32 protein-coding genes and 1 pseudogene are annotated in these 25,361 nt (G+C 54.2%); 20 read left to right on the top strand and 13 right to left on the bottom strand.

The annotated features are described in order from the left end of the window. Positions 1 to 11 precede the first annotated feature (11 nt). Together AC0IXH_RS11355 and AC0IXH_RS11350 are read left to right on the top strand one after the other, a co-directional pair. Positions 12 to 314: a carboxymuconolactone decarboxylase family protein gene (locus AC0IXH_RS11355; RefSeq protein WP_346599690.1), complete on the top strand. Its 303-nt coding sequence runs from the start codon at positions 12 to 14 to the stop codon at positions 312 to 314. A 5-nt stretch (positions 315 to 319) separates the two neighbouring features. Next, positions 320 to 706 (top strand): tautomerase family protein, encoded by a 387-nt coding sequence (locus tag AC0IXH_RS11350; protein WP_471720439.1) that lies wholly within the window; start codon positions 320 to 322, stop codon positions 704 to 706. A gap of 114 nt (positions 707 to 820) precedes the next feature. On the opposite strand, the gene AC0IXH_RS11345 is transcribed toward AC0IXH_RS11350, so the two are convergent. Further along, positions 821 to 1,576: a DeoR/GlpR family DNA-binding transcription regulator gene (locus tag AC0IXH_RS11345; RefSeq protein WP_338570323.1), complete on the bottom strand. Its 756-nt coding sequence runs from the start codon at positions 1,574 to 1,576 to the stop codon at positions 821 to 823. An 86-nt stretch (positions 1,577 to 1,662) separates the two neighbouring features. On the opposite strand from AC0IXH_RS11345, the gene AC0IXH_RS11340 reads away from it, so the two are divergent. Continuing rightward, entirely contained in the window at positions 1,663 to 2,262 is a 600-nt protein-coding gene (locus AC0IXH_RS11340) for an NUDIX hydrolase (RefSeq protein WP_013201197.1), read from the top strand. Then, entirely contained in the window at positions 2,255 to 2,617 is a 363-nt protein-coding gene (locus tag AC0IXH_RS11335) for a DUF4406 domain-containing protein (protein WP_013201198.1), read from the top strand. The genes AC0IXH_RS11340 and AC0IXH_RS11335 overlap by 8 nt, the downstream gene beginning before the upstream one ends. A 107-nt stretch (positions 2,618 to 2,724) precedes the next feature. Here the strand turns inward: AC0IXH_RS11335 and AC0IXH_RS11330 are convergent, their stop codons facing one another. The 5 genes and pseudogenes from AC0IXH_RS11330 to AC0IXH_RS11310 all read right to left on the bottom strand — a co-directional run bounded on the left by AC0IXH_RS11330 (position 2,725) and on the right by AC0IXH_RS11310 (position 5,281). Further along, complete coding sequence (locus tag AC0IXH_RS11330) at positions 2,725 to 3,273, bottom strand: glyoxalase superfamily protein (protein ID WP_471720438.1); 549 nt, start codon at positions 3,271 to 3,273, stop codon at positions 2,725 to 2,727. Positions 3,274 to 3,456: 183 nt separating this feature from the next. Next, a complete protein-coding gene (locus tag AC0IXH_RS11325) occupies positions 3,457 to 3,867 on the bottom strand; it encodes an ASCH domain-containing protein (RefSeq protein WP_471720437.1) in 411 nt (136 codons plus the stop codon). 114 nt (positions 3,868 to 3,981) lie between these two features. Beyond that, entirely contained in the window at positions 3,982 to 4,140 is a 159-nt protein-coding gene (locus tag AC0IXH_RS11320) for a hypothetical protein (protein WP_346565805.1), read from the bottom strand. Between the two features lie 102 nt (positions 4,141 to 4,242). Then, positions 4,243 to 4,431: pseudogene (locus AC0IXH_RS11315) on the bottom strand (GNAT family N-acetyltransferase); the annotation flags it as partial. 61 nt (positions 4,432 to 4,492) lie between these two features. Then, entirely contained in the window at positions 4,493 to 5,281 is a 789-nt protein-coding gene (locus AC0IXH_RS11310) for a sulfite exporter TauE/SafE family protein (RefSeq protein WP_134823654.1), read from the bottom strand. 107 nt (positions 5,282 to 5,388) lie between these two features. On the opposite strand from AC0IXH_RS11310, the gene AC0IXH_RS11305 reads away from it, so the two are divergent. Further along, entirely contained in the window at positions 5,389 to 6,156 is a 768-nt protein-coding gene (locus AC0IXH_RS11305; protein WP_471720436.1) for an AraC family transcriptional regulator, read from the top strand. Positions 6,157 to 6,178: 22 nt separating this feature from the next. Here AC0IXH_RS11305 and AC0IXH_RS11300 read toward each other — a convergent pair whose 3' ends face one another. Together AC0IXH_RS11300 and AC0IXH_RS11295 are read right to left on the bottom strand one after the other, a co-directional pair. Continuing rightward, on the bottom strand, positions 6,179 to 6,649 hold the full coding sequence (locus AC0IXH_RS11300; protein ID WP_134823656.1) for a GNAT family N-acetyltransferase: 471 nt from the start codon (positions 6,647 to 6,649) through the stop codon (positions 6,179 to 6,181). 121 nt (positions 6,650 to 6,770) lie between these two features. Further along, positions 6,771 to 7,382, bottom strand: coding sequence for a GntR family transcriptional regulator (locus AC0IXH_RS11295; protein WP_471720435.1), 612 nt, complete (start codon positions 7,380 to 7,382; stop codon positions 6,771 to 6,773). A gap of 99 nt (positions 7,383 to 7,481) precedes the next feature. Here AC0IXH_RS11295 and AC0IXH_RS11290 point away from each other — a divergent pair, with 99 nt between their 5' ends. The 4 genes from AC0IXH_RS11290 to AC0IXH_RS11275 all read left to right on the top strand — a co-directional run bounded on the left by AC0IXH_RS11290 (position 7,482) and on the right by AC0IXH_RS11275 (position 10,527). Continuing rightward, complete coding sequence (locus AC0IXH_RS11290; RefSeq protein ID WP_013201205.1) at positions 7,482 to 7,967, top strand: OsmC family protein; 486 nt, start codon at positions 7,482 to 7,484, stop codon at positions 7,965 to 7,967. A gap of 302 nt (positions 7,968 to 8,269) precedes the next feature. After that, entirely contained in the window at positions 8,270 to 8,950 is a 681-nt protein-coding gene (locus AC0IXH_RS11285; protein WP_346595082.1) for a type 1 glutamine amidotransferase domain-containing protein, read from the top strand. 136 nt (positions 8,951 to 9,086) lie between these two features. Next, positions 9,087 to 9,842, top strand: a complete 756-nt coding sequence (locus AC0IXH_RS11280) for an alpha/beta fold hydrolase (RefSeq protein ID WP_346595081.1) — start codon at positions 9,087 to 9,089, stop codon at positions 9,840 to 9,842. A 79-nt stretch (positions 9,843 to 9,921) separates the two neighbouring features. Next, the gene (locus tag AC0IXH_RS11275) at positions 9,922 to 10,527 is read left to right on the top strand and encodes a TetR/AcrR family transcriptional regulator (RefSeq protein WP_041692234.1); all 606 of its coding nucleotides are present in this window, start codon (positions 9,922 to 9,924) and stop codon (positions 10,525 to 10,527) included. A 63-nt stretch (positions 10,528 to 10,590) separates the two neighbouring features. On the opposite strand, the gene AC0IXH_RS11270 is transcribed toward AC0IXH_RS11275, so the two are convergent. Beyond that, positions 10,591 to 11,220 (bottom strand): response regulator transcription factor, encoded by a 630-nt coding sequence (locus AC0IXH_RS11270; RefSeq protein ID WP_013201209.1) that lies wholly within the window; start codon positions 11,218 to 11,220, stop codon positions 10,591 to 10,593. A gap of 406 nt (positions 11,221 to 11,626) precedes the next feature. Between AC0IXH_RS11270 and AC0IXH_RS11265 the strand changes: the two genes are divergently transcribed. From AC0IXH_RS11265 to AC0IXH_RS11250, 4 genes are all read left to right on the top strand, one after another. Next, positions 11,627 to 12,979, top strand: a complete 1,353-nt coding sequence (locus AC0IXH_RS11265; RefSeq protein WP_013201210.1) for an MFS transporter — start codon at positions 11,627 to 11,629, stop codon at positions 12,977 to 12,979. Next, on the top strand, positions 12,957 to 14,300 hold the full coding sequence (locus AC0IXH_RS11260; protein ID WP_471720434.1) for an enolase C-terminal domain-like protein: 1,344 nt from the start codon (positions 12,957 to 12,959) through the stop codon (positions 14,298 to 14,300). Before AC0IXH_RS11265 ends, AC0IXH_RS11260 begins: the two co-directional genes overlap by 23 nt. Positions 14,301 to 14,309: 9 nt before the next feature. Continuing rightward, complete coding sequence (locus tag AC0IXH_RS11255; protein ID WP_471720433.1) at positions 14,310 to 16,685, top strand: beta-propeller fold lactonase family protein; 2,376 nt, start codon at positions 14,310 to 14,312, stop codon at positions 16,683 to 16,685. Between the two features lie 164 nt (positions 16,686 to 16,849). Beyond that, a complete protein-coding gene (locus AC0IXH_RS11250; RefSeq protein ID WP_256372207.1) occupies positions 16,850 to 16,978 on the top strand; it encodes a hypothetical protein in 129 nt (42 codons plus the stop codon). 20 nt (positions 16,979 to 16,998) lie between these two features. Here the strand turns inward: AC0IXH_RS11250 and AC0IXH_RS11245 are convergent, their stop codons facing one another. After that, the gene (locus AC0IXH_RS11245; protein ID WP_013201213.1) at positions 16,999 to 17,310 is read right to left on the bottom strand and encodes a hypothetical protein; all 312 of its coding nucleotides are present in this window, start codon (positions 17,308 to 17,310) and stop codon (positions 16,999 to 17,001) included. 125 nt (positions 17,311 to 17,435) lie between these two features. Beyond that, the gene (locus AC0IXH_RS11240) at positions 17,436 to 17,588 is read right to left on the bottom strand and encodes a hypothetical protein (RefSeq protein ID WP_167738400.1); all 153 of its coding nucleotides are present in this window, start codon (positions 17,586 to 17,588) and stop codon (positions 17,436 to 17,438) included. A gap of 316 nt (positions 17,589 to 17,904) precedes the next feature. Between AC0IXH_RS11240 and mqo the strand changes: the two genes are divergently transcribed. The 7 genes from mqo to AC0IXH_RS11205 all read left to right on the top strand — a co-directional run bounded on the left by mqo (position 17,905) and on the right by AC0IXH_RS11205 (position 24,143). After that, positions 17,905 to 19,557 carry a malate dehydrogenase (quinone) gene (mqo, locus tag AC0IXH_RS11235; protein ID WP_013201214.1) on the top strand — a complete coding sequence of 551 codons (1,653 nt, stop codon included), beginning with the start codon at positions 17,905 to 17,907 and terminating at the stop codon, positions 19,555 to 19,557. A 169-nt stretch (positions 19,558 to 19,726) separates the two neighbouring features. Beyond that, positions 19,727 to 19,825 carry a YoaK family small membrane protein gene (locus AC0IXH_RS11230; protein ID WP_141653825.1) on the top strand — a complete coding sequence of 33 codons (99 nt, stop codon included), beginning with the start codon at positions 19,727 to 19,729 and terminating at the stop codon, positions 19,823 to 19,825. Positions 19,826 to 19,897: 72 nt separating this feature from the next. Further along, complete coding sequence (locus AC0IXH_RS11225) at positions 19,898 to 20,260, top strand: hypothetical protein (RefSeq protein ID WP_455864025.1); 363 nt, start codon at positions 19,898 to 19,900, stop codon at positions 20,258 to 20,260. Between the two features lie 209 nt (positions 20,261 to 20,469). After that, positions 20,470 to 20,904, top strand: coding sequence for a 6,7-dimethyl-8-ribityllumazine synthase (locus AC0IXH_RS11220; RefSeq protein ID WP_053146238.1), 435 nt, complete (start codon positions 20,470 to 20,472; stop codon positions 20,902 to 20,904). A 195-nt stretch (positions 20,905 to 21,099) separates the two neighbouring features. Beyond that, positions 21,100 to 21,855, top strand: coding sequence for a transcriptional regulator LldR (lldR, locus tag AC0IXH_RS11215; RefSeq protein ID WP_134823665.1), 756 nt, complete (start codon positions 21,100 to 21,102; stop codon positions 21,853 to 21,855). A 9-nt stretch (positions 21,856 to 21,864) separates the two neighbouring features. Then, entirely contained in the window at positions 21,865 to 23,010 is a 1,146-nt protein-coding gene (gene lldD, locus AC0IXH_RS11210; RefSeq protein WP_013201218.1) for an FMN-dependent L-lactate dehydrogenase LldD, read from the top strand. A gap of 164 nt (positions 23,011 to 23,174) precedes the next feature. After that, the gene (locus AC0IXH_RS11205; RefSeq protein WP_013201219.1) at positions 23,175 to 24,143 is read left to right on the top strand and encodes a chemotaxis protein; all 969 of its coding nucleotides are present in this window, start codon (positions 23,175 to 23,177) and stop codon (positions 24,141 to 24,143) included. 19 nt (positions 24,144 to 24,162) lie between these two features. On the opposite strand, the gene tspO is transcribed toward AC0IXH_RS11205, so the two are convergent. Continuing rightward, positions 24,163 to 24,606 (bottom strand): tryptophan-rich sensory protein TspO, encoded by a 444-nt coding sequence (tspO, locus tag AC0IXH_RS11200; RefSeq protein ID WP_206402369.1) that lies wholly within the window; start codon positions 24,604 to 24,606, stop codon positions 24,163 to 24,165. A gap of 9 nt (positions 24,607 to 24,615) precedes the next feature. Continuing rightward, positions 24,616 to 25,281: a DsbA family oxidoreductase gene (locus AC0IXH_RS11195; protein ID WP_013201221.1), complete on the bottom strand. Its 666-nt coding sequence runs from the start codon at positions 25,279 to 25,281 to the stop codon at positions 24,616 to 24,618. Between the last annotated feature and the right edge of the window lie 80 nt (positions 25,282 to 25,361).

Genomic DNA, 25,361 nt, shown 5'->3' with positions numbered 1-25,361 from the left:
GGAGAAAGATGATGGCGAAATCCCTTAATCGGGAAACCCTGGCAAAGCTGGCGCCGAAGCTGGCCGAACTGAGTCAGGAGATCCTTTTCAATGATATCTGGAAACGTGAAGTGCTGACGCCGCGCGAACGCAGCCTGCTTACGCTGGGTGCGCTGACAGCGCTGGGCCGCGTGCAACAGTTGCCCTGGCATATCGACTTCGCGCAACAAAATGGCCTGACGCGTGAACAGATCGTCGAAGCCTTCACGCACCTGGCATTTTACGCTGGCTGGCCAGCCGCAGTTTCTGCCCTGACCTGTCTGGAAGAGGAATAACAGAGATGCCTTTTACGCGAATCATATTGCGCCAGGGATACAGCCACGTGCAGATAATGCAGATCTCCGACATCCTGCAACAGAGTCTTGAGCAGGAGTTTGCCGTGCCGCCCCGCGATCGCTTTCAGGTTTTCGAAGAATTGCCTGCCAGACTCCGCGTGTTTGACCGCCATTATAAAAGTGGCGGACGTAGCGATAATTTTATTCAGTTTCATATCCTTGCGGGCAGGCCGCGTTCATTTGCACAAAAGCAAAACCTGAGCCGCGTATTGTGCGACAGGCTGCACGGTGGCCTGAATATTGATCCGGATGATGTGATGGTAATGATTCAGTTCAACAGCGCCGGGGAGTGGAGTTTCAGTCAGGGGCGGATGCTGTCTGAAGAGCAATGACGATCGCCATACAACCAGGCTGGTGGGGAATGATGGCGTTAGTTAGCGCGAATTTTTCTGCGCTAAAACTAATCCAGGCCGTTCATTGCCGGAACACCCTGCAAGGTCGTGCAATTACGCTTTCATCACCGTGACGCCTTTTTCTTCAATGCTGCGAACCCAATTCTCATCGGCTGCGCTATCCACCACGATCGTGTCGATCAACCCGAGGTCACCAATAACAAAGGGTGACGCGGCGTTGATCTTTTCAGGAGAGACCAGCACGACCGTTTCTGCCGCTCTGCCGGAAAATGCACGTTTGATGCACGCTTCTTCGTAATCACCGGTGGTTAATCCCGCCTCGGCATGGACGCCGGTGACACCCATAAAGAAAATATCGGCCTGAATTTTGCCAATGCCTTCAATTGTTGCTGCACCAACGGTTACAACTGAGTGTTTGAACAGCCGTCCGCCAATCAAAATCACCTCAATTGAAGGGTGCTCAATGAGCCCAAGAGCAATGCTCGGGCTGTGCGTAACCACGGTGATGCGCAGGTCATCAGGGAGACAGGCAATGAGTTCTGAGGTGGTGGTGCCGCCATCAATAATCACCACCTGGCCTGAAGAGATCAGTTCTGCCCCTTTTTGCGCAACCTTCCTTTTAGCATCAGTTTTTAATGACTTACGCTCGGAAAACGTGGCGGTGGCTGAAGAGGAAGGCAGCGCACCTCCGTGCACACGCTGCAAACGGCCTTCCGCGGCAAGCTCGCGTAAATCACGCCGAACGGTGTCTTCTGAGACCTCAAAGCGAACACTCAGATCCTTCGAGAGCACCTGTCCTTCCTTCAGAAGCTGTTCAAGGATGCGTTGTTTCCGTTGGCTGGTGAGCATGTCATTATCCCTGGTTTGCACGATATTGCTTGAATTTGCACGAGTGTGCTGCTTATGATGATAATCCTACGTATGGAGGAGTAAGTATGCAACCAAAACGTGCAGAAGTACGGATCGTCGACGAAAAAATTCTTTCCGATGATTGGTATTCTTTAAAGAAATACACCTTTGATATTCAACGGCGAAACGGTGACTGGCAGCAACAAACGCGTGAGGTCTACGATCGGGGCAATGGCGCCACCGTACTGCTCTATAACCGTGAGCGGGAAACGGTAATCCTGACTCGTCAGTTTCGTTTTCCAGTGTTTATGAATGGTCACGAGGGTTATCTGATTGAAGCAGCGGCCGGTCTGCTGGATAACATGGACCCTGAAAGACGCATAAAAGCGGAAGCCGAAGAAGAAACAGGTTTCAAAATTTCTACGGTACAGAAAGTGTTTGAAGCCTATATGAGTCCGGGTTCGGTTACCGAAAAACTCTACTTCTACATTGCTGAATATGATGCAGGTGACAAGACCAGCGCGGGCGGTGGAATAGAGGCTGAAGGGGAAGACATTGAAGTGCTGGAAATGCCCCTGAAAGACGCGCTTGCCGCAGTCGAAAATGGCCTTATCGTTGATGGTAAAACCATCATGTTACTTTATCACGTGGCATTAAAAGTCATTTTACGAGGTTACGATGAATAAGCAGCTGATTATTATCGCAGGTCCCTACCGTAGCGGAACCGAAGGAAAACAAGCGCTGATTGACGCTAATCTTGCCCGTCTGGAAAAGGCCGCGCTGGAGGTTTATCAGCGAGGACACATTCCGGTCATCGGCGAATGGCTGGCGTTACCGCTGGCGAAAGCCGCAGGTTCAGAATCTATCGACGATGAAATAGGTGAGGCGATGATCTATCCGGTCGCGCACCGGCTTATCACCAAGTGTGATGCCCTGTACCGTATTGCAGGCGTTTCAAAAGGTGCCGATATGGATATCGAAATAGCACGGAAACACGGGCTGGCAATTTATACCCGAATTGAAGATATCCCCTTAGCCTGATTGAGTCGTTCAACAACGCCTGTAGCTAAAGCGGGCAGGGCTAAGTTCATGCCTGGTTTAATAAGGGGAAAGCGCAGGTGGCGATCCCCACATTTACTCACTACGAATCAGCTTTGACAGAAGCGCAGCCGGTTGCCAAACGGGTCATAGACTTCCATCACATCGCCCCAATCTTGCTGCACTATTTCCGGGTGGCCGTACCCATATTGTTTGCCGTGTAGTTCATCTCTGAACGACGCAATATTCTGCATCGGGATAAATATCGTTGCGCCGGGGCTGGCGTCACCATGATGTTCAGAAAGGTGTAGCTGCAAACCCTCGCGGACAATGCCCATATACAGGGGTAAGTTCGGCTCGAACCGGTGTTCAAATTCGACGCTGAACGACAGGAATTCAAGATAGAACTCACGGGCTTTTCGCTCATCAAAGCTGCGCAGAATAGGGATGGGTTTATTGAATTTAATCTCTGAGGGAGTGATATGCAGGGATTCTGCCGTCTGGGAGGGCAGCGTTGCCACCGCGGTGTTCCAGTCGCGATAGCCCAACTGGTGTGAAACTGTTTCGAGTGCGGTGGCATAAGAAATCTTTTGATCGCGCAGCTCAAGTGAAGCTTTTAGCTTTGCGGCCATGTTTTTGGCCTGCTCGATAGATAGCATCTTATCTCCAGTCGTCAGGAATTGAGGGGGCTCGCATTACCACATCCCGACCATCAAGAGTTATTTAATCAATGAGGTTGAGGACTAACATGCTTTCACCATTTCCTTTAAGGAAGCGAGCGGCAGGCAGCGTGTGGTTGGTGGATGTTGTGGTAAAGATGCGTGACGGCAAGGTTTTCGTGATTACAGAATTTCACTCACCTCAAACTCTTCTGCCACAAGCTCCATATCGTCAGAGAAAAAGCCAGCCCTTGTGAAAAAAGCCTTATGCTCTCTTCTCCAGTATTCGAGGCTTAAATCTCCTTCCCCCTCTTTCCTGGCAAACTCTTCAGTTACTTCAGAGAAACGTACTCGCCGAAGCGAAACTAATCGGATAACACATACCGGCGTACCTTGTCCGTCCAGGACAATATTATAACTGCCTATTTTTGGTGAAGGTTCGTCTGCCTGGAATGAGGCAAGCGAGCCGCATGATGCGGTTTTGACCCCTTTAACAACTAAGTTTGCAAGCTCGTTTGCCATCTCAGGATTGTCTCCGAACGACCATGCTTGAGCATCCGGATATTTCGCGTTTAGCTCATCAATTAAACTCATTTTAAAATCCTTTTATCACCGTGAGTTGAGGGCTGAATTTAGCACGGTTTAACGGGTGGCAAACTTTGGGTAGACGCGAGATGCATAGATCAATGGAATTTGCTTTTCTGATACTCACAAAGCACGGTGTACCCACACCACAATCGGATACAGCAAATACAGGAAGATGGCGATTTGCATCCCTCTTATAAGCCAGCGGGCGTGCCGCCACTGGTGACGTTCTTTCTGATTGGCTTGTTGAATACTTTTTTGTATCTGATCCTGAGCTGTCATAACGTCGTCCTGAACGGGTGAGTCGGGTCATTACCTGAATTTTTAGCATAGCGATATAGATGCATACAGCAAGTTGTCTTGAGGGTATTAAACTGATTTTTATACGCCAACCAGTAATCCGTCTGCATAAAAGCCTGATAGTTTTTCACCGGGTTTATCGAAGCGGTTTTGCCCGTTAAGCCAGTTATCTTCCAGCCTGCGCAGCATGTTAAATCCAGCGGCGATACTTTCCGCTTTCAACTCCAGGAAACCGCTGTAGTCCGGGGTAATATCCTCGATGGTGACATTCATCAGTAATGCCCTTCTGTTTTAAGTTTGCGGACGATGATCTGAATGTTGCATCAGGCGTACTTTAGATCAGCATCGCCAGCAGGACCACGCACAGTAGCAGCACATAAACGCGCGCATGCCAGATATCCGGTACCGCGGGGATGTTGCTGCGGCTAAATACACTACCCGCCCAACCGGTTAAAACCAAAACAGCTAATATTTTCAGGTTGATGAAGCCAAGATATCCGCTTGCCGGCATGTGATGCCAGCCGCTTATCGCGTAGGTCGTTGCACCGCAAAGCGCCACCGGCAGTGAAAGCGGGTTGGCGGCACTGATGCAATCGCGCATCGTGTGGCCGTGACGGCGCAACAACGGCACCGTCATCACGCTGCCGCCCAGGCCCAATAATGCGGCAATCATCCCAATCAGCACGCCGCCGACCGTTACGGTTACAGGCGCTAAACGTCGGGGGGCGCTGCCGCCAATGAATCCTTTGCGCAGCAGGCAATCAGCAATCGCCACCACCATATAGGCAATAAACAAGGCGCGAATCAGCGCCTCGCCGATCGTTCCTGCCAGCCATGAACCGGCTACCGCCCCGATGGCGATAAACCCTAACAGCGGAAAAAGAATTTGTGATGAAAGCTTACCCGCGCGCCAGTTGCGATAGCTGACCCAGCCCGCGTTAAAAATCATCACCGCCGTCGAGGTGGCCACGGCGATATGCAACGCATTACCCGCAACATCAGGCTGGCGCAGCAATAACTGGTAGACAAACGGCACCACCACAAAGCCACCGCCAAAGCCAAACAGCACGGTAGTGATGCCGGTGGTAAAACCGGCCAGTGCGATAATAACAATATCGTTCAAGGGAATGTCCTGATGGGAAATAATGCAGCAGCTTACCGTGCTGGCGAGTCACTTCCCATTTGCGCAGCGCTCGATTACCCTTGCAAATCGGTCAGAAGGGGGCAGATGTGCGCAACGGAAAAATTGACGATTACGATCATCTGGATCGTGACGTGGTGTCGCTCGGCAATGACTATGCGCAGGGATTTATCCTGCCGCACCATCAGCATCGCCGCGCGCAGCTGTTGTATGGCGCAACCGGGTTGATGCACGTATCCACTCTTGACGGGGAATGGGTGGTGCCGCCGCAGCATGCGGTGTGGATCCCGCCTGAAACGCTACATGCCGTCAAGTTTGTCGGCGTCAGCACGCGCAGTATCTATATCGAACCTGCCTGCGCGGCCGCGTTAAATAAAAACAGCCGCTGCGAAGCGATCGGCGTATCGCCACTGTTGCGGCAGTTATTGCTGGAAGCGGTGGATTTGCCGCCGCTGTATGACAGCGAACGCGACAGGGCGGTGATTAGGTTGATGTTGCTGGAACTGGCGGGAATGCCGGTACGCGAGTTTGATATTCCCCTGCCGCAGCAGCCTGCACTATTGGCGCTTTGTCAGGCTTTTTTACTCGCGCCAGCCATCCACGATCCGGCCGAGCGCTGGGCCAGCGCGCTGTTTATGAGCGCCAGCACCTTTCGCCGCCATTTTCTGCAGCAGCTCGGCATGTCATTTTCTGCATGGCGTCAGCGAGCCTGTGTGGTCAGCGCGTTGGCACTATTGATAACCGGAAAGTCGGTCAAGGAAGTGGCGTTATTACTGGGTTATGACAATGGCTCATCCTTCGCAACGATGTTCCGCCGCGTTACCGGGCAGGCACCTTCACATTATCATCCGAATTAAGTGCTGGCGCATCGCAGCGGCTTTATGACTGCTGTTTTTTTCCATCAAGGTAAATATCAGGACGGGTGATGGTCCACGCATAATTTTCTTTATTGACGGGTGCATAGCCTAACTTCTCATAAAGCCATGGCGCCGTGGTTGTGAATAACACAATCCTGCGAAGCTGCTCAAAAACGGGGTGGTTATGAATGCATTCCATCAGCCATCTTCCCAGCCCATCCCCTTGATATTCGTCCAGAACGTAGACATCGCACAGATAAGCGAAGGTGGCGTAGTCCGTAATCAGACGCGCAAAACCAATCTGCGATTGATGGTGATACATACCAAAGTTGAGGCTGTTATCAATTGAAGCAGAGACGATGTCGGGAGTAATGCCTTTAGCCCACGTTGACCGCGTCAAATACTGATGCACGGCCGATACATCCAGCTTCTCTTTGTCCGTGCTAACGAGATAGTCATTTTCACGCCATTCATGTATTGCTGAAATGCTCACGCTAATGTCTGCCAGGAAGATGTCGGGGAAATTAAACCTATCATAAAATAAGCAAACCAGACGTTAAAAATCGCTCAGCCTCTGTTGCGATAATTTTTTAACTCACAAAAGCCTCTTTCGATTACCGATTGGCAATATAGCTTTTCAGAACCTGCCCGGCGGAAAGTATATGTTCAATGGTACGGTCGCGCGCAGCAGCGGGATCGTCTTCCAGACAGGCCTGTAAAATATGCGCATGTTCATCCTGAAACTTAGCCGTTTCCGACAGTAATCGATGCTGTAAATGCTCATATCTCTCTACCTGCTCGCGTAGTTCAGTAATCATCTTCAACAGGCGTTGATTTTTACAGCGTCGATAAAGCAGTTCATGAAATTCCCGGTTGTACTGTCCCTGCAACGTTGATTCCGTCGCGCTACCCAGAAGCTTGTGCACAAGCTCTGCGCGCGTAAGGGTTTCGGCATCCATGTTTTGCACGCTCTGGAAGATTGCATCGCCTTCCAGCAATGCCCGAAGTGGGTAAATTTCGTCAACGTCGCTGGCCGTAAGGGTTCTGACAACGGCTCCCCGGTTTCGGTAAACGTCTACCAAACCTTCCCGCTCAAGTTTCTGGATCGCTTCTCTCAGCGGGATGCGGCTGACAGAAAACTGGCTGGCGAGGTCTCTTTCAACAAGGCGATCGCCATCCCGCAACGCGCCGGTGTTAATTAAAATTTTAAGCTCACGGGCAAGCATGTCCGCAGTTGAAAGGATAACCGTACTCATAAAACCTTCTTTACCTGGTCGCTAAATGGTATACCATTATGCCACATTCAACGCCGGAGCGTGAAATTTATGCAACACACCTATTCGTCACACCTGTCCTGGACGGGAAATCTGGGGACCGGGACATCGGGTTACCGTTCTTATGCCCGCACATGGGACATTTCAGCCGCTGGGAAGGAAATCATTCATTGCTCTAACGATCCGCTACTGGGTGGCGACCCCGGTAAAATGAATCCGGAAGATCTGCTGATATCGTCTCTTTCTGCCTGCCATATGCTGTGGTATTTGCATCTGGCGTCGGATGCTGGCATCACCGTGCTGGAATACGAGGACTCACCGCAAGCAACGGGTGAGGTTTTAAAGAGTGGTGCAGGCCGCTTCATATCAGCAATCCTCAGACCCAAAATTACTGTGGTAGCCGGTACAAATATTGATGCTGCAACGGCTATTCACCATGAAATCCATAAAGTGTGCTTTATTGCCAGGTCCGTAAATTTCCCGGTGACCTGTGAGCCTGAATTTATCCTCTCTGAGGACGTGCATTCTTCGGAGTAGGGCCCGGTATAAACAACGCCGCTTTCGAAAGGGTTTTGATTTTCCTGAAAACGGCGATATGGCTTTTAACGGATGCTTCCTCTTTGCCAGAGGCTCTTACTGCACCTTCCCAAGAGCTCTCGCAGCCCCTTCCAAAAAGCGCCAGTCACACCCCTTCGAAACCTTTTTGAAAAAAACCTATAGACGACTGGTCTAATTGTTGTTAGTTTAACGCCATCGCACCGACATGCGGTCGACAATTACCCCATTACAAGACGACTGGTCTAATTCGGTCGACTAACCTAACTTGCAGGAGAGTAACGATGAAAATTCTTATGGTCTTAACCTCACACGACAAACTGGGTGATACCGGACGTAAAACCGGCTTCTGGCTGGAAGAGCTGGCCGCGCCTTACTATGCGTTTAAGGATGCCGGCGCCGAAGTCACGCTGGCTTCACCGAAAGGCGGCAACCCACCGTTAGACCCGAAAAGTAATGAACCGGATTTCCAGACTGACCAGACCCACCGCTTTGAGGCTGACGCCGCGGCTGTGGCCCAACTGGCTGCAACGGTTCGTCTCGACAGCGTGTCATCCGCAGATTACGACGCCGTTTTCTATCCAGGTGGACACGGTCCGCTGTGGGACCTGGCTGAAGATAAACACTCCATCAGCCTGATCGAATCATTCCTCGCGGCGAACAAGCACGTTGCACTGGTATGTCATGCGCCAGGCGTGCTGCGTCACGTTAAAACGGCAGCGGGAAAACCACTGGTCGAGGGCCGTAAGGTCACCGGATTTACCAACAGTGAAGAAGAAGGGGTAGGGCTGACCCAGATTGTGCCTTTCCTGGTTGAAGACGAGCTGATCGCCAAAGGCGGGATCTATTCCAAAGGGGAAGACTGGGGTTCATATGTGGTGAGCGATGGCCTGCTGATCACCGGGCAAAACCCAGGATCTTCGGCCGCAACTGCAGCCCAGCTGATTAAGCAATTGGGTGCATAAAGGGTAATCATGCCGGAGGGGCGCCGGTTCAGCGCCCCACGGCAAAGGATTATCCAGCACGGTCCATCAACTTATCGGGCTATCAGACGGTCTTTCAGAGCGTCTGGCTCAACGTCACCATTGAAGGAAAATCATCATGTTTAAAAAATCTTTGACCACGCTGGCATTAAGTCTGGCTTTGTCTGTCTATGCGCAGTCGTCTGTGGCTGAGCCGGTAAAAAACATTGTTTTGGTTCACGGGGCTTTTGTTGATGGATCGGGCTGGAACCCGGTGGCGCGCATTCTGGATAAAGCGGGCTATAAGGTGTCGATAGTTCAGGAGCCGCAAACCTCACTGGCGGATGATGTTGCGGCCACCCGGCGCGTTCTGGCACTACAGCAGGGAAAATCGTTGCTGGTGGGCCATAGCTACGGCGGGATGATCATCAGTGACGCGGGAAATGAGGCTTCTGTCGCGGGGCTGGTCTATATCGCTGCGTTTCAGCCTGAGCAAGGCGATTCCTTGCTGAGTCTGGCAAAACAAATGCCGGCAGCCGCTCAGTCAATTACCGAAACAGCGGATCACTTCCTCTATATCAAACCGGAAAACTTCCACGCTGACTTTGCGGCAGATTTACCCGTTAAAGAGACGGATTTATTGGCGCGTTCCCAGGTGATGCCTGCCGTCGCCGCATTTACGGCTGCCGCTGGCGTTCCTGCCTGGAAAACCAAGCCAAGCTGGGCGGTTGTTGCCACCCAGGACAGGGCGATTAATCCCGAATTAGAGCGCTTCATGGCGAAACGTGCTCACAGCACCGTGACGGAACTGAAGGGCAACCACGCCATTTATGCCTCACAGCCGGAAAAAATTGCGGCAGTGATTGAAAAAGCGGCGGAGAGTTTATCCCGGTAAACAAAGAGTAAGCCTGCGAGGCGCTAACAGCGCTAACCTGTCTATAGACGACTGGTCTAGCCCCTGATAAATTATGCCGATGAATACGACAACTTCACTCCATAATCATGAAATCCGCGATCACATCCTTGCTACCGGCCAGCGCATTATGGCCGGTAAAGGATTCTCTGCCGTCGGATTGAATGAAATACTCAAAGATGCCGGTGTGCCAAAAGGCTCTTTCTACCATTACTTTGGTTCGAAGGAAGCGTTTGGCGTGGATATGTTGAGCCACTATTTTGATGACTATCTGGCGGATATCGACAGAACGCTGGGCCAGCCGGGTCTGACGATGGCGCAGCGACTGATGAACTACTTCCAGCAATGGCAGGCGTCGCAGTCATTTTCTGATTGTCAGGGTAAATGCCTGGCGGTGAAGCTGGGTGCTGAAGTTGCCGACCTGTCGGACAGCATGCGCTTAGCATTGGATGCGGGCACGTCTGGCATCATCTCACGCCTGTCGGAAGCGTTAGAAACGGGTGTCGCCGAGGGATCGCTTGCCATCGACGAGCCGCCTCGCACCGTGGCAGAAAGCCTCTATCAGCTTTGGCTGGGCGCAAGCGTCATGGTCAAGATTGTTCGACATACCGGCCCGTTCGACTCAGCCATGATCACCACCCGAAAAATTATTCATATCACCCCTTAACCGGGGGATATGCCTTCGTAAAGGCTCTTACCCCTTCCCAACGCCGCTCACAACCGACCGTCTCTATTTTATTCTCTGCAACATATCGAGTTTGAATAGTTTGTTGTGCAGTTCAACAACGTTGCGGCAGCCCAGCTTCTTCATGATGTTTTGTTTGTGGCTGCTGATGGTTTTATTGCTGCGCGAAACAATCGGCGCTATTAGCTTGTTGGTTTTTCCGCGGGCCATCAGTTCAAGCAGCCTGAACTCTAATGGCGTCAGCGTTTTGTGCTCGTCCTGATTATATTTCCATACCATCGCTTGTGAAGAGCTGTTAAAAGGATGCCCGCTGGCACCGGCAAATATGCATGCAGCCAACTGCTGGACGCTGTCATTTTTCATCACCATATTGCAGTGCGGAACATGTTGCAGAACGTACTTTATCAGCACCGGGTCAGCGATTTGGGTGAATATAATCAGCCGGATATGTGGCCAGCGCAGGTTAAGCTGCGTCAGGAATTTTACGCAGCGGAAGAAGGTATCCTTGCTGGTGGCCAGTTCGGCGATCACCACCTGAACTGAGTGAATTTCGAGGGTAAATTCAAGCTCTGTCATGTCCGGGCAGCAGAATGTGCGGATATCCCTGGCCTCAAAATAATCAGCGATGCCTTTGCAGCAAAAGGCATCACTGTCGAGCACGGCAAGTGTAAACATGGCGAGGACTCCGTGACAGTAGGTACCGTCATTACACCCCTAAGATTAAGGGCCAGGAATCAACCATTACTGAAGATGTTGTAAGGCCTTTCCGAGTTTGGTTTAAGCACGTTTTTTTGTTAGATCCTCCGTAATGAACTCTGATGACAAGCCAGACACAGGTTCAAGGTATTCGATCTCTTATCGCTCACGATTGTTTAGCCGTTTTAGCCTGGACGTTGCCGGTATTCCCCCAGTGAGCCAGCGCACAAACCGGGACTAAAGTCTCCGACAATAATTAACATAACAGCATGATTTGTAACAAGTGCAGGGCATTTGCCTAACTGTTATCGGGCAATGTCACATAGGCGCGGGTCAACTCTGCTGGGTATACCTATAGCGGTGCTCTTAACCCTACAGGTGACGCATGACCCAACAACACGCTGAATTATCAGCCGATCACGATGCGCATATCGCGTCCGCCATCGGCAAGTTCTTCCGCCGCATCATCCCGATGCTGGCCGTGATGCTTATCGTTAACCAGATTGACCGCGCCAACATTGGCTTTGTTAAGGCCGAATTGCAAACCGATGCCGGCATCAGCGCCGCCGCCTTTGGCCTGGGCGCTGGGCTGTTCTTTATCGGCTATGCGCTGTTTGAAGTGCCAAGCAATATGATGCTGAAAAAAGTCGGCGCACGGGTATGGCTGACGCGCATCATGATCACCTGGGGTCTGGTGGTGGTGCTGACCGGCTTCGTCAGCACGCCGCTGCATTTCTATCTGCTGCGCTTCCTGCTCGGCGTCGCCGAGGCGGGCTTCTTCCCGGGCGTGCTGTTCTATTTTCGTCAATGGGTGCCGAATGCCTGGCGAGGACGCGCGACGGCGATGGTGCTCAGCGCGACCGCCAGCGCCTTTCTGTTCTCCGGTCCGCTGACCGGTGCCATCCTGATGATGCACGATTTTGGCGGCATCGCAGGCTGGAAATGGGTGATGTTTCTGGAAGGCGGCGCGTCGATAGTCATCGGTTTGCTGGCGGCCATGGTGCTGGTGTCGAAACCGGACGGGGCGAAATGGCTGAGCAGCGCGGAGAAACAGGCGCTGGCACAGCAGCTGGCGCTGGAAGATGCCGCTCGTGAAGAGCATGCGGTAACCCAGGGCCGCTGGGGATTAATTACCGACCGCAGCCTGTTAACGTACTGCCTGATCTTCTTCACCATGACCATGACCGGCTACACGCTGGTGTTCTGGCTACCGCAAATTATTCAACGCATTCAGGGCTTCAACAGTTTTGAAACCGGACTGCTGACCGCCGTTCCGTGGCTGTTCGCCATTGTGGCGCTGTTTCTGCTGGGCAAAGCCACCGACCGCTATCGCCATATGCTCGATAAAGGGCTGGGTATCGCCATGCTGATCGCCGCCTGCGGCACCTTTATGGCCACGCTGGGCACGCCATGGTTTGGTTTTGTGGCGATGATTGTTGCCTGTATTGGCTCCAAGGTCAGCGCCGCCTTCTTCTGGCCGATGCCGCAAAGCGAATTGCCGTCATCGATAGCTGCCCCCGGCATTGCGCTGATCAACTCCATTGGCAACCTTGGCGGATTCTTTGCGCCAACGGTGTTCGGCTACCTCGAAATGCATACCGGCAGCACCACCGGCGGGCTCTACGCGCTGACCAGCGTCTCCGTCGTGACCGGCCTGTGGCTGCTGCTGCGTCGCAAACCTGTTCCCCCGGCATTTGGTCATACGGAGACAAACCATGTCAGACAGTCCAGTCATTAAATCGATGCGCATTGTGCCGGTTGCCGGTTACGACAGCATGTTGCTGAATATTGGCGGTGCCCATAACTGCGTTTTTACCCGCATTATCGTGATCCTCACCGATTCTGCCGGACACACCGGCGTTGGCGAAACGCCCTGTCATGCCTCAACCCTGCAGTTGCTGGCGCAGTTTCGCCCGCTGATTGAGGGCAGTTCGCTGCTGCGGCTGAACGCGACGCTAAGCCAGCTGTTCAGCAGCGACACGCGTCAGCAGCAAACCTCGCATACCAACGACATTCATATTCCGCAGATGAATCCGGAGAAGTTTTATAACGCCGCCGCCGCTATCGAAGCGGCGTTGCTGGATCTGCAAGGCAAGCTGTTTAACCTGCCGGTGGCGGATCTGCTGGCCAGTGGCAAGCAGCGCGATCGTATTCCGGTGCTGGGCTATCTGTTCTATATCGCCGACCGCAAGCTGACCAATATGCATTATCGCTCGGGCGATAATGAGCAGGATGGCTGGTTCCGCCTGCGGCATGAAGCGGCGATGGACAGCGCCGCCGTGGTGCGGCTGGCCGAAGCGGCGGTTGAGCAGTACGGCTTTCGCGACTTCAAACTGAAAGGCGGCGTGCAGGCGGGCGAAGTGGAAGTTGAAACGGTTGAAGCGCTGCTGTCGCGTTTCCCCGAGGCGCGGGTGACCGTCGATCCCAACGCCAGCTGGTCGCTGGAGGAAGCGATTCGCTTTGGTAAACAGCTGGCCGGTAAGGTGCCCTATCTGGAAGATCCGTGCGGTGCAGAGCAGGGCTATTCCGGTCGGGAAACGCTGGCCGAATTCCGTCGCGCCACCGGGGTGCCGGTTGCCACCAATATGATCGCCAACGACTGGCGACAGCTGCATCATGCGCTGCAACTGAATGCCATCGACATTCCGCTCGCCGACCCGCACTTCTGGACGATGCGCAACGCCAACGTGGTGGCGCAGCTGTGCAACGAATGGGGACTGACCACCGGCTGCCACTCCAATAATCACTTTGATATCTCGCTGGCGATGGTGGCACACCTTGGCGCAGCGGCACCGGGCGATCGTCAGACCGCCTTTGATACCCACTGGATTTGGCAGGATGGTCAGCAGCTGACGCGTCAGCCGCCGCAGATCCGCGATGGCTACCTGGAATTACCGCCGGGCCCCGGACTGGGCATTGAGTTGGATATGGAACGCGTTGAGCAGGCGCATGCGTTGTATAACGCGCTGCCGGATAAGAATCGCAACGATGCGTTGGGAATGCAGTTTTTGATCGACAACTGGCGCTATGACGCCAAACGACCGTCACTGGTACGCTAAGGAATAAGCATGCAGAAAATAATACGTGCAGCGGCGCTGTTAGCGTCGATCGCCGCCAGCGCGCCAGTGATGGCGCAAACCTTTGTCTACGTTTCGGAAGCCGATGATGGCACCATCGCACGCTACGCGCTGAATGAGCAAACCGGTGCGCTTAACCTGCTGGGACGCACCAAAACCGCCGGCAAAGTGATGCCGATGGCGCTGAGTGCCGATCGTACCCAGCTCTATGCGGCCATCCGCAGTAAACCGCTGCAGCTGGAAAGCTGGCATATCGACAGCAAAACCGGCGATCTCAGCCCGTCCAGTTCGGTTAACGCCGCCGCCAGCTATCCCTATATCAGCACCGACCCGCAGGGGCGTTTTCTGCTGGGCGCGTCCTATGATGGCGACGTGGTGCACGTCTACCGGCTCGCCAGTGACGGCAAGGTGATTGCGCCGCCGGTTGGCAGCTTCAAGACCGGTCACGCGGCCCACTCGGTGATTGTCGATGCCCGTGGGGAAAATGCCTACGTTGGCAATCTCGGCACCGATCGGGTGCTGCAGCTGAAGTTAAGCGCTACCGGCGAGCTGACGGCCCTTGGCAACGGCTATGTCAAAACGGCCGCTGAAAATGGCCCGCGCCATTCGGTGCTGTCGCCGGATAATCGCTACCTCTACAACATCGGCGAGATGGGCGGAATCATCACCCAGTTCCGCCGTGAAGCCAGTGGCGAGCTGGTAAAAGTGGCGGAGACGCCGAATGCGGTGGCCGAAAAACACCATCTGGAACATGGCAAAGAGCGCCCGGCAAACTACAGCGATCCCACGCCGCGCATCTGGGCCGCCGATATCCGCCTGACGCCGGATGGCCGTTTTCTGTATGTTAGCGAGCGGACCAGCAGCACCATCAGCGGTTATCGGGTGAATAAGGCCGACGGCAAGCTAACGCTGATTGATAGCTGGCAGGTTGAGAAACAGCCGCGCGGTATGGCGATTACCTCCGACGGTCGCTGGCTGATTGCCAGCGGGGAGAAGAGTACGGTTACCGGCAGTTATGCCATCGATCCGCAAAGCGGGGCGCTTAAGCGCGTCGGTGAAGCACCAGCCGGCCGTGATGCGAACTGGGTGACGACGGTGACCTATGCGGAACACTGTACGCCGGAAGATTTTGGCGGCAAGGCGGATGGAAAAACGCTCAATACCACTGCCATCCAACAGGCGATTGACCAGTGCAGTCAGCGCGGCGGCGGAACGGTTCAGCTGTCGCCAGGACGCTGGTTAAGCGGCCCGCTGCAATTGCAGAGCAATATCACGCTTCAGATTGATCAAGGCGCCACGCTGCAAGCCAGTAATCAGGAAGGAAAATTTGTTAACGCCTTTATTGGCCATCCCGCCAGAGTGAATGAAGCCTTTATTTATGCCAGCAACGTCAACAACGTGGCGATAACCGGCGGCGGCATGCTGGATGGCGACGGTGAAAAAAGCTGGTGGCCGCAAGCATTGAAAATCCGCGCAGAGGTGAGAGGAGGCAATCCTAAAGCCTTTACCGATCGCTTCCCTGGCATTCCGTTAGCCAACGGCGCACCGCGTCCGTGGTTTATCGAATTCAACAACGTCACCCACAGTAAGATCGAACAACTGCACCTGACCAATTCGCCGATGTGGAATATTGTTATCCGCAACAGCGCCGATATTACTGTGCATAACGTCAGGATTACCGATCCCGTCAGCTCGCCAAATACCGACGGCATGGACATCGTTTCCTCGCGCAATATCACCGTGTCAAATATGGATATTCATACCGGTGACGACAATATTGCCATCAAGTCCGGGCTGGTTAACGGCACGGCTGCCGCCTCGAAGGACATTACTATCGAGGATTCGGTGATGCGTGATGGCCACGGTATTTCTGTCGGCAGTGAAACTGCCAACGGCATTGGAAAAGTAACGATTAATCACGTCACCTTCCTGAATACCGAAAATGGTGTACGCATTAAATCAGCCAGAGATCGGGGCGAGAATATCGGTCCGCTGATCGCCAGTCATCTCACCATGACCAATGTGGTGACGCCGGTGCTGGTGACCAACAGCTACAGCGGCCAGGCAGGCGCAAAGGGCCACACGCTAACCCAGCCGATTGAAACGGCTGCGGTCACCGCCTCCACACCAAAAATGAAAGGGATACATATTTCCGACCTGATGGCGACGAAGGCCAGCTATGCGATGATTTTCAGTGGCCTGCCGGAATCACCTGTTGAAGACGTCACGCTGAATAACATCCGCATTGATGCGCAGTATGGCGTGCAGGCAAGGTATGTCAGCGGGGAAGGGAAGAACATCACTCTCACCGTGAAGGAAGGCGAGACGCTGGCAAAAGGCCCGGATACCTCGCTGACACTAAACTGACCCGGCTTGCTCCTTTTGGACCCAATTCGTCCTAAAAGGAGCCGGTTTTTTCGCCAGAAAACAGCGTTGCACAAACTTTGAAACCATCCAGCTGACGCAGAGCATAGGGATATGCTGGATCTGGGGTTATCTTATGTGCAGGCATGTTGCCTGGAGGGGAGTTTATGAAGACAGTGATCGTGATATTAGCCTGCCTGGTGCTGTCCGGGTGTGGTGCAGGGATGGCTTCGCTGATTCCTTCCTCAGATGTGTGCCCGAACGGCATCGACAGCGTAACCGGGCAGTGCCGTTAAGAAAAACCGCCGTATCGGGATTAGCTGTGTTGGATCCTGATATCGGCGTCGGTCATTTTCCCCAGCAATTGCTGTTCCGACACCAGCGGACGCCTGAAATCAACCGACTCGCCGGACAAACACACCGTGCGTAAATGGCGGTTACAGATAAACCAGATTTCATCCCGGTCATTCGAGAGAATGTAATACGCGTCGGAGGTTTCGGACGGATTGTAGCAACCCAACGCCCGGTAAGCCGTTTCGCTGTTGAATCCACTTTGCAGCGGAAGAGGGCGAGGACCGTTTTCCATTTCCTTCACCTTCAAATACAAGCCTTGTTCCAGCCAGAGCATAAGTCACCAATGGGTTTGCAGAAGTCCTGTAATTATAACCAGCCTCTCTCTGTTCACCCCGTCTGTGACGTTAATTGCCAACTCTGTCACAGACGAGACAAATTTATTGCCTTTAAAGCCGTTATTTACCGATCCTGGTAGGGATCTTTCTTGTGATCTTCACTGTCATCACGGGTTCGTGGGATCTCGCCATGTTCATTGGGATTATCTTTGGCAGGATGCTGGCCTTTCTCGTTGTCTTTTGGCTTTTTTTCATGCTCATGCGTTTTATCAGACATGCTTAACTCCTTCTTTTCCAGAAGTATTAAGAATAGACGATAAATGCCACAAATCTGGCTAAAACCCTACGCTATTCACGGATATTGAGAGGGCGATCGATGAATAATTCACTCAGGCGAATTAAGGATAATTACCGCATTAACGCAAATTAATCTTGTAAACTTACGTAATAAGTTCAATGCATTGATATTTAACAAATTTTAATTAAAGTAAGTAAAGAAAGCTTATTTGTAGTTAAAGGTATCTGTGATTTGTTAACAAAATTATTAAAATATTCCCCTAATTTTTTAATAATTGTTGAACTAAGTTACTCATATGTCGCAAACAAAAAAAGTTATTCCTGCTGTCTCGCTTCTGGCCCTGCTTGTCTGCTCCAGCGTTCACGCTGAAGAAACGGAAAAGACCGATGTCCTGCTGATTGGCGGCGGCATTATGAGTGCTTCTTTAGGCACCTTGCTGCACGACCTCCAGCCTGACTGGAAGCAGCTGATGGTTGAAAAACTGGATGGTGTTGCGCTCGAGTCCTCTAACGGCTGGAACAACGCCGGTACCGGTCACTCCGCCAACATGGAGCTGAACTACACGCCAGAGCGCCCGGACGGTTCCATTGATTACAGCAAAGCGCTTGAAATCAACGAAGCCTTTATGATCTCCCGCCAGTTCTGGACCACTCAGGTGCAGCGCGGCGTGCTGAACAATCCGCACTCCTTTATCAACTCCACGCCGCATATGAGCTTTGTCTGGGGTGACAAAAATGTCGACTTCCTGACCAAACGCTACAAGGCGCTGCAGGAAACCACGCTGTTCCAGGGAATGCAGTTCTCTACCGATCAGAACCAGATTAAGAAGTGGGCGCCGCTGATCATCGAAGGCCGCGATCCACAGCAGAAAGTGGCCGCGACCTGGACGCCAGTCGGCACCGACGTCAACTACGGTGAAATTACCCGTCAGCTGGTCGGCAGCCTGAAGAAGAACGACAACTTCAAGCTGGAAACCTCGACCGAAGCGACTGACTTCAAACGCAATGCCGATAACTCCTGGCACGTGACCGTGACCGATGTGAAAACCGGCAACACCCACGCCGTTGATGCGAAATACGTCTTTATCGGTGCCGGTGGCGGCGCGCTGAAGCTGCTGCAGAAAACCGGTATTCCGGAAGCAGACAACTATGCTGGCTTCCCGGTGGGCGGTTCATTCCTGGTGACTGAAAACCCGGACATCACCCGTCTGCACGGTGAGAAGGTTTACGGTCAGGCGTCCGTTGGCGCGCCGCCAATGTCCGTTCCGCACCTGGATGCGCGTTTCCTTGACGGTAAGCGTGTGGTGTTGTTTGGGCCGTTCGCCACCTTCTCCACCAAGTTCCTCAAGCAGGGTTCATTCCTCGATCTGCTGAGCACCACCACCACCAAAAACGTGATTCCAATGACCGACGTCGGTCTGGATAACTTCGACCTGGTGAAATACCTGATTGGTCAGGTGATGTTGAGCGATGACGACCGTTTTGCGGCGCTGAAAGAGTACTATCCTTCCGCCCGTAAAGAAGACTGGAAACTGATCCAGGCCGGTCAGCGCGTGCAGATCATCAAGAAAGATGCAGACAAGGGCGGCGTACTGAAGCTGGGCACCGAAATTGTCACCGACCAGCAGAAAACGCTGGCTGCGCTGCTGGGTGCTTCACCAGGCGCATCGACCGCTGCACCGATCTCGATCAACGTGATGAAAAAGCTGTTCCCTGAGCAGTTCAACTCGCCAGAATGGCAGAGCAAAATCCGCACCATCGTACCGAGCTACGGCCAGGAGCTGAATGGCAACGTGGCACTGACGCAGAAAGTGTGGAATGACACGGCTGCAGCACTGCAGCTGACCACGCCGCCGGTGATCAACATGAACAACGTTGATAAAGATGCGGTAACCAAACCTGCCGACCATAAATCTGTGGTCACTGGCCAGCACGATATGGCGCTGTAAGCCTGAGTGTCCTGAAGCCCCCAAAGTCCGCGTTGGGGGCTTTTTCGTTTCTGGCATCTGGCGAAGGGAAGGCGGCGAAGTTTGCACCAGCCGTGGCCGGAGCCTGTGCTATCATCGCCGCGCGTGTTTCTGCTGCCCGTCGCGGGCGTTAATGATGAATGAGGAAATCATGAAAATTGGTTATTTATTCCCGGCTGCGGTGGGTATCGCAGGTGTCACTCTGCTGATCTGGTTTATCGCCAGCGGCGCGTGGATGCCGGGCGCGTAGCTCTCGGAATTATCCAGCGCCAAACCGGGGCTGACCTCTGCTACCCTATGGGAAGACATATAAGGGAGGCCTATGCGCACAAGAAATGCACTTTTGATTATCGCTTTGTCGGCAGTTTCACTGTCGGCTTCCGCTGCCGAATCGTTAACCTGCAGCCTGACGCACAGCGTAGCGTCTCCGGGACAGCAGCCTAAAGTCTCGGTGGTCAGCAAAAATTCTGCGGTGACCGATGAAGGCACCAGCTTCACCTTCTCCACCGATGGACAGAAGCGCATCACCAGCCCGGAGCTGCAGCCGCTAAAGACCGATGACGGTGAAACGGCGCTGGCTGCCAGGGTGAAAGATGTCACCTTCGTTAAGCTGAAAGACAGCTATGTGCTGCGCAACAAAAGCGAAAGCTACGTCTATTCGGACTGTAAGCCCGCCGCGAAGTAACCTCGTTGCTGAAGCTCAAACAACCCAGCCACCGCGCTGGGTTTTTTATTGCCGCAGCCGCCTCAACGGAGCGGCTTAGTGCTATTTTTCCGTCACTTGCATATAACATTTTTGAAATGTTTTCGAATCAGGCTTTCCCATTGCCGCGGTGAGGCTTAAACTATCTGACTTTAGGGTGGTCATCGTCGCCCATTTGACAGGAGTAATGTATGGTTTCCCCGCTGAAGGTTGCATTTATTAAAGCCAACTGGCACGCCGACATCGTTAACCAGACGCTGGTTGGGTTCAAGAAAGAGATGGCCGCGCGTGACGTTGACTGCCAGATCACCGTGCTGGACGTACCCGGTGCCTTTGAGATGCCGTTGCTGGCACAGCGCCTGGCAAAACGGGGTGACGTTGATGCGATTGTCTGCGCCGCGCTGGTGGTTGATGGCGGCATTTACCGTCATGACTTTGTTGCTCAGGCGGTGGTGACTGGCCTGATGGATGTGCAGCTGGCCACCGACGTGCCGGTGTTCTCCGTCTCCCTGACGCCGCACAACTTCCAGCCCGCTGAAGAGTTCACCGGTTTCTACAGTGAGCACTTTATCAAGAAGGGCGCTGAAGCCGCCCGTGCCGTGTGCATGGTTGCCGATCTGAAATAAGCATTCCCGCCACACCGCAATGACGCCGGACGGAGAAATCCCCCGGCGTTTTTCATTTTTTGGTCCTACCAATTCTCCCATTCTGTGATCCCGCTTAGGCCCTGAACGCATCAGGTTACGCAATCGTTGCATTCAGGTTAGCGAAAGAGGAACAATCGCCCGGTCAAACGCCTTTTTTGGTAGGACCAATCAGCGATGAGCAACGAACTGCTGGTGGATCGTCTGCGGGACTTTATCCACCAAAATCACCTTCAACCGGGCGCACGTCTGCCTGCCGAACGTCAGCTGGCGCAGCAGTTTGGCGTCTCGCGATCCTCACTGCGGGAAGCGATTCAAACGCTCACCAGCCAGGGCGTCTTATTCAGCCGTCGCGGCGGCGGAACCTTCCTGCAACCCGAGACGGTGGACTGGAGCGAAGAGCGTTTGGTGATGCCGCTCAGCTCACTGCTGGCCGAGGACCCGGGCTATCGCTATGACGTGCTGGAAGCACGCATGGCGATTGAAGCCAGCACCGCCTGGCACGCCGCCAGCCGCGCCACCGAAGAGGATAGGGCGCGGCTGAAAATGTGCTTCGAGGCGATGCAAACCATCTCCGATCGTGACGATCCCGATCTTGCCGCACACGCTGACGTGCGCTTTCACCTGGCGATTGCCGAAGCCTCGCACAATCTGGTGCTGCTGCAGGCGATGCGCGGCCTGTTCGATCTGCTGCAATCCTCGGTGATGCAAAGCCGCCAGAAGATGTTTACCCAGCCCGCGATCCTTGATCGGCTTTCCGCCCAGCATCAGGCCATCTACCGGGCGATTGTCGCCGGAGAGGCGGATGCTGCCCGCGACGCCACCCTTCACCATCTGGAGTTTGTTGCCCAGACTCTACATGGCCTGACCGAGCAGGCGGCGCGACACGCCCGCAGCCTGCGTATTCCCGACATTAAACCGCAGCTTAAGTGAGGCACACCTGTGATTATCTCCTCCTCGAAAGACTACCGCGCCGCGGCAAAGGCCAAGATCCCGCCGTTTCTGTTTCACTATGCGGATGGCGGGGCCTACGACGAACACACGCTGCAACGCAACTGTGAAGACCTGGCCGATATCGCGCTGCGTCAGCGCATTCTGCGCAACATGTCCTCGCTGGACCTGACAACAACACTGTTTAACGAAACGCTGTCGATGCCGGTGGCGTTAGCGCCTGTCGGCCTGTGTGGCATGTACGCCCGGCGCGGGGAAGTGCAGGCCGCGCGCGCGGCGGATAAAAAGGGCATCCCGTTTACCCTGTCGACGGTCTCCGTGTGTCCGATAGAAGAAGTCGCGCCGGTGATGAACCGGCCGATGTGGTTCCAGCTGTACGTGCTGCGCGACCGGGGATTTATGCGCAATGCGCTGGAGCGTGCTCAGGCCGCGGGCTGTACCACGCTGGTGTTTACCGTGGATATGCCGGTGCCGGGCGCGCGTTACCGTGATGCGCACTCCGGGATGAGCGGTCCCAATGCCGCGATGCGCCGCTATCTGCAGTCGGTGACCCATCCGCAGTGGGCCTGGGATGTGGGTTTGCATGGACGCCCGCACGATCTGGGCAATATCTCGGCCTATCGCGGCGAGCCGACCAATCTGCAGGATTACATCGGCTGGCTGGCGAATAACTTCGATCCGTCGATCTCGTGGAGCGATCTGGAGTGGATCCGTGACTTCTGGAAGGGGCCGATGATCATCAAAGGCATTCTGGATCCTGACGATGCGCGCGATGCGGTGCGCTTTGGTGCCGATGGCATTGTCGTTTCCAATCACGGCGGTCGCCAGCTGGATGGCGTGCTCTCGTCGGCGCGGGCGTTACCGGCGATTGCCGATGCGGTCAAAGGCGATCTGACCATTCTGGCCGATGGCGGCGTGCGCAGCGGGCTGGACGTGCTGCGGATGCTGGCGTTGGGGGCGGACACCGCATTGATTGGCCGCGCGTTCCTCTATGCGCTGGCCACCGACGGCGAGGCGGGCGTGACCAACCTGCTCAACCTGTTTGAGAAAGAAATGCGCGTGGCGATGACCCTGACCGGCGCCCGTTGCATCGCTGAGATCACCCGCGATTCGCTGGTTGCGGCGGCGAAACAATAGTCAGCCTGCGAATAAAATCAGCAACAGGGGACAGAAGTCCCCTGTATTTTTTTCTTCTTCTGCCGATAACCCTCTCAGAGTGATTTCAGCGCGCAATGGCGTGCAGGGGTAACACTTCCCGTATGCGCCTCGTTGAGAGCAGCGACGAAAACTAGAGGATTAAAATGGATAACTTTCAGAAAGAGATCGATGAGCGCGCCAACCTCGCCTTATCCAATAAATTTGAACTGCTGGTGTTTCGTTTAGGCTCGGATCTCAACGAAGAAAAGTCTGAACTGTTCGGCATCAACGTCTTTAAGCTGCGTGAAATCGTCCCGATGACCACCATCACCAAAGCGGCAGGCATGAAGTCACCGCTGCTGGGGATGGCCAACATTCGCGGTCAGTTTATTCCGGTGATCGACCTGCCGGCGGTCGTCGGCTGCACGCCAACCACCGGCCTTAACCTGATCCTGGTGACGGAATATGCCCGCAGCACCCAGGCCTTTGCCGTCGAATCGGTTGAGGATATCGTGCGTCTGGACTGGAGCCAGGTCCACGCTGCGGAAGCCGGCGTCAGCAGCCGTAATATCACCAGCATCGCCTGTCTGAATACTGACAAAGACAACAACACCACCATGGCGTTGGTGCTGGATGTCGAGCAGATCCTGCACGACGTGATCCCGTCGGTGCGTGAAGTGAAGGAAGGCGACATCAAGCTGAAAGAGTTTGATATCCGTCCAGGTTCGGTGGCAATCGTGGCAGAAGATTCGAAGGTTGCCCGGCAGATGCTGGAACAGGGCCTGAAAGCGATGGGCATTCCGGCAGAGATGCACAACACCGGTCTGGAAGCCTGGAACCGCATCAGAAGTATCCAGCAGCAGGCGAAGGAAGAAGGGATCCCGATCCGCGATAAGATCTCGATGGTGCTGACCGATCTGGAAATGCCGGAAATGGATGGCTTCACCCTGACGCGCAATATCAAAACCGACATTAACCTGCGGGATATTCCGGTGGTGATCCACTCGTCGCTGTCCGGCAGCGCCAACGAAGATCATGTGCGTAAGGTCGGTGCGAATGGCTACGTGGCGAAGTTTGAGATCAACCAGCTGTCGGCGGTGATCCACAAGGTGCTGGAAGAAGCTCCCCGCTAACGCGAGGAGCCATCAGGCATTATCTGCGGTTATTGCACAGGATTGAGAAGTTGAGGGCGGCGGCGATCGACAGCCACGCCAGATAAGGCAGCAGGATCAGGCCAGTCAGCGCTTCCAGCTGAAGGGCCATCACCACCATCGCCGCAACCACCAGCCACAGCAGGGTCAGGATTATCATCCCGGCAAGAATGCGGTGCGAGCCGAAGAACACCGGCGTCCACAGCGTGTTCAGCGCAATCTGTGCCGCCCACAATGCCAGCAGCGTCTCGCTGCCTGGCAGCAGGGTCAGACGGTAGCCTGCCCAGGCAAGCAGCAGATAAATAATCGACCAGGCCACCGGAAACGCCCAGTTTGGCGGGGTGAAGCCCGGTTTTTTTAACGACTTATACCACTCGCCAGGTTTAAACAGCATCCCGGTACTGCCTGCTGCACAGCAGGCAAAAAGAAAGATAAAAAAGGTCATGTTCCGTCCTTAGCTTGCCGCTGTTTCCCGCTGTTGCAAAATGTTCTCAATGGCCGATTTAAAGGCTTCCGGCGGCTGTCCACCGGAGAGCAGATACTGGCGATCGAACACGATGGACGGCACGGACTGGATACCGGCATCCACCCATTCACGCTCCAGCGCGCGAACCTCGTCAGCATAGCGGTTGGTCGCCAGCACCTCGGCCGCTTCAACCGGATCCAGCCCAACGTCTTCGGCGACGTTAACCAGCACCACGTGACTCGACGGGTTTTCGCCATCGGTAAAGTAGGCGGTAAACAGCGCGTGCTTCAGCGGCTGCTGCAGGCCAAAGCCTTCCGCCCAGTGCAGCAAGCGGTGCGCATCGAAGGTGTTATAGATGCGCAGTCCCGGCCCGGCGTTATTCATCTCAAAGCCCACCGCCTCAGCACGTTCGCGGATGCGCTGACGATTCTCAGCAGATTCTTCCGGCGACGAACCGTATTTCTCGGCGATATGCTCAACCAGATCCTGACCTTCAGCCGCCATTGACGGGTTTAACTCGAAGGGTTGGAAGGTGATGTTAGCCTGAACGTCGGGGCCGAGTTCAGCCAGCGCTTGCTCCAGCCCCTGAAGGCCGATAATGCACCAGGGACAGGAAATATCGGAAACGAAGTCTATCTGCAGTGGCTTGCTCATGGTGCCTCCTCTGGCGTTATGGGCAGACTGTCGCGACGCATCGCGACAGCGAATGCCTTACAGTCTAGCATTTCACGCCC

This window comes from Erwinia sp. AC075, assembly GCF_979253995.1.
Note: the sequence above shows the minus strand (reverse complement) of the source record. Positions and strands in the feature narration are given on the sequence as shown.

Bases quoted from the DNA above. Each gene is read 5' to 3' on its own strand.
- AC0IXH_RS11340 (WP_013201197.1), top strand. From the start codon at position 1,663: ATGCAACCAAAACGTGCAGAAGTACGGATCGTCGACGAAAAAATTCTT.
- AC0IXH_RS11280 (WP_346595081.1), top strand. From the start codon at position 9,087: ATGTTTAAAAAATCTTTGACCACGCTGGCATTAAGTCTGGCTTTGTCT.
- AC0IXH_RS11290 (WP_013201205.1), top strand. From the start codon at position 7,482: ATGCAACACACCTATTCGTCACACCTGTCCTGGACGGGAAATCTGGGG.
- AC0IXH_RS11195 (WP_013201221.1), bottom strand. From the start codon at position 25,281: ATGAGCAAGCCACTGCAGATAGACTTCGTTTCCGATATTTCCTGTCCC.
- AC0IXH_RS11255 (WP_471720433.1), top strand. From the start codon at position 14,310: ATGCAGAAAATAATACGTGCAGCGGCGCTGTTAGCGTCGATCGCCGCC.
- AC0IXH_RS11350 (WP_471720439.1), top strand. From the start codon at position 320: ATGCCTTTTACGCGAATCATATTGCGCCAGGGATACAGCCACGTGCAG.
- AC0IXH_RS11275 (WP_041692234.1), top strand. From the start codon at position 9,922: ATGAATACGACAACTTCACTCCATAATCATGAAATCCGCGATCACATC.
- AC0IXH_RS11230 (WP_141653825.1), top strand. From the start codon at position 19,727: ATGAAAATTGGTTATTTATTCCCGGCTGCGGTGGGTATCGCAGGTGTC.
- AC0IXH_RS11295 (WP_471720435.1), bottom strand. From the start codon at position 7,382: ATGCTTGCCCGTGAGCTTAAAATTTTAATTAACACCGGCGCGTTGCGG.
- AC0IXH_RS11345 (WP_338570323.1), bottom strand. From the start codon at position 1,576: ATGCTCACCAGCCAACGGAAACAACGCATCCTTGAACAGCTTCTGAAG.
- AC0IXH_RS11335 (WP_013201198.1), top strand. From the start codon at position 2,255: ATGAATAAGCAGCTGATTATTATCGCAGGTCCCTACCGTAGCGGAACC.
- AC0IXH_RS11220 (WP_053146238.1), top strand. From the start codon at position 20,470: ATGGTTTCCCCGCTGAAGGTTGCATTTATTAAAGCCAACTGGCACGCC.
- AC0IXH_RS11265 (WP_013201210.1), top strand. From the start codon at position 11,627: ATGACCCAACAACACGCTGAATTATCAGCCGATCACGATGCGCATATC.
- AC0IXH_RS11250 (WP_256372207.1), top strand. From the start codon at position 16,850: ATGAAGACAGTGATCGTGATATTAGCCTGCCTGGTGCTGTCCGGGTGT.
- AC0IXH_RS11240 (WP_167738400.1), bottom strand. From the start codon at position 17,588: ATGTCTGATAAAACGCATGAGCATGAAAAAAAGCCAAAAGACAACGAG.
- AC0IXH_RS11245 (WP_013201213.1), bottom strand. From the start codon at position 17,310: ATGCTCTGGCTGGAACAAGGCTTGTATTTGAAGGTGAAGGAAATGGAA.
- AC0IXH_RS11320 (WP_346565805.1), bottom strand. From the start codon at position 4,140: ATGACAGCTCAGGATCAGATACAAAAAAGTATTCAACAAGCCAATCAG.
- AC0IXH_RS11325 (WP_471720437.1), bottom strand. From the start codon at position 3,867: ATGAGTTTAATTGATGAGCTAAACGCGAAATATCCGGATGCTCAAGCA.
- AC0IXH_RS11355 (WP_346599690.1), top strand. From the start codon at position 12: ATGGCGAAATCCCTTAATCGGGAAACCCTGGCAAAGCTGGCGCCGAAG.
- AC0IXH_RS11205 (WP_013201219.1), top strand. From the start codon at position 23,175: ATGGATAACTTTCAGAAAGAGATCGATGAGCGCGCCAACCTCGCCTTA.
- lldR (WP_134823665.1), top strand. From the start codon at position 21,100: ATGAGCAACGAACTGCTGGTGGATCGTCTGCGGGACTTTATCCACCAA.
- AC0IXH_RS11225 (WP_455864025.1), top strand. From the start codon at position 19,898: ATGCGCACAAGAAATGCACTTTTGATTATCGCTTTGTCGGCAGTTTCA.
- AC0IXH_RS11270 (WP_013201209.1), bottom strand. From the start codon at position 11,220: ATGTTTACACTTGCCGTGCTCGACAGTGATGCCTTTTGCTGCAAAGGC.
- AC0IXH_RS11285 (WP_346595082.1), top strand. From the start codon at position 8,270: ATGAAAATTCTTATGGTCTTAACCTCACACGACAAACTGGGTGATACC.
- AC0IXH_RS11330 (WP_471720438.1), bottom strand. From the start codon at position 3,273: ATGCTATCTATCGAGCAGGCCAAAAACATGGCCGCAAAGCTAAAAGCT.
- mqo (WP_013201214.1), top strand. From the start codon at position 17,905: ATGTCGCAAACAAAAAAAGTTATTCCTGCTGTCTCGCTTCTGGCCCTG.
- AC0IXH_RS11260 (WP_471720434.1), top strand. From the start codon at position 12,957: ATGTCAGACAGTCCAGTCATTAAATCGATGCGCATTGTGCCGGTTGCC.
- tspO (WP_206402369.1), bottom strand. From the start codon at position 24,606: ATGACCTTTTTTATCTTTCTTTTTGCCTGCTGTGCAGCAGGCAGTACC.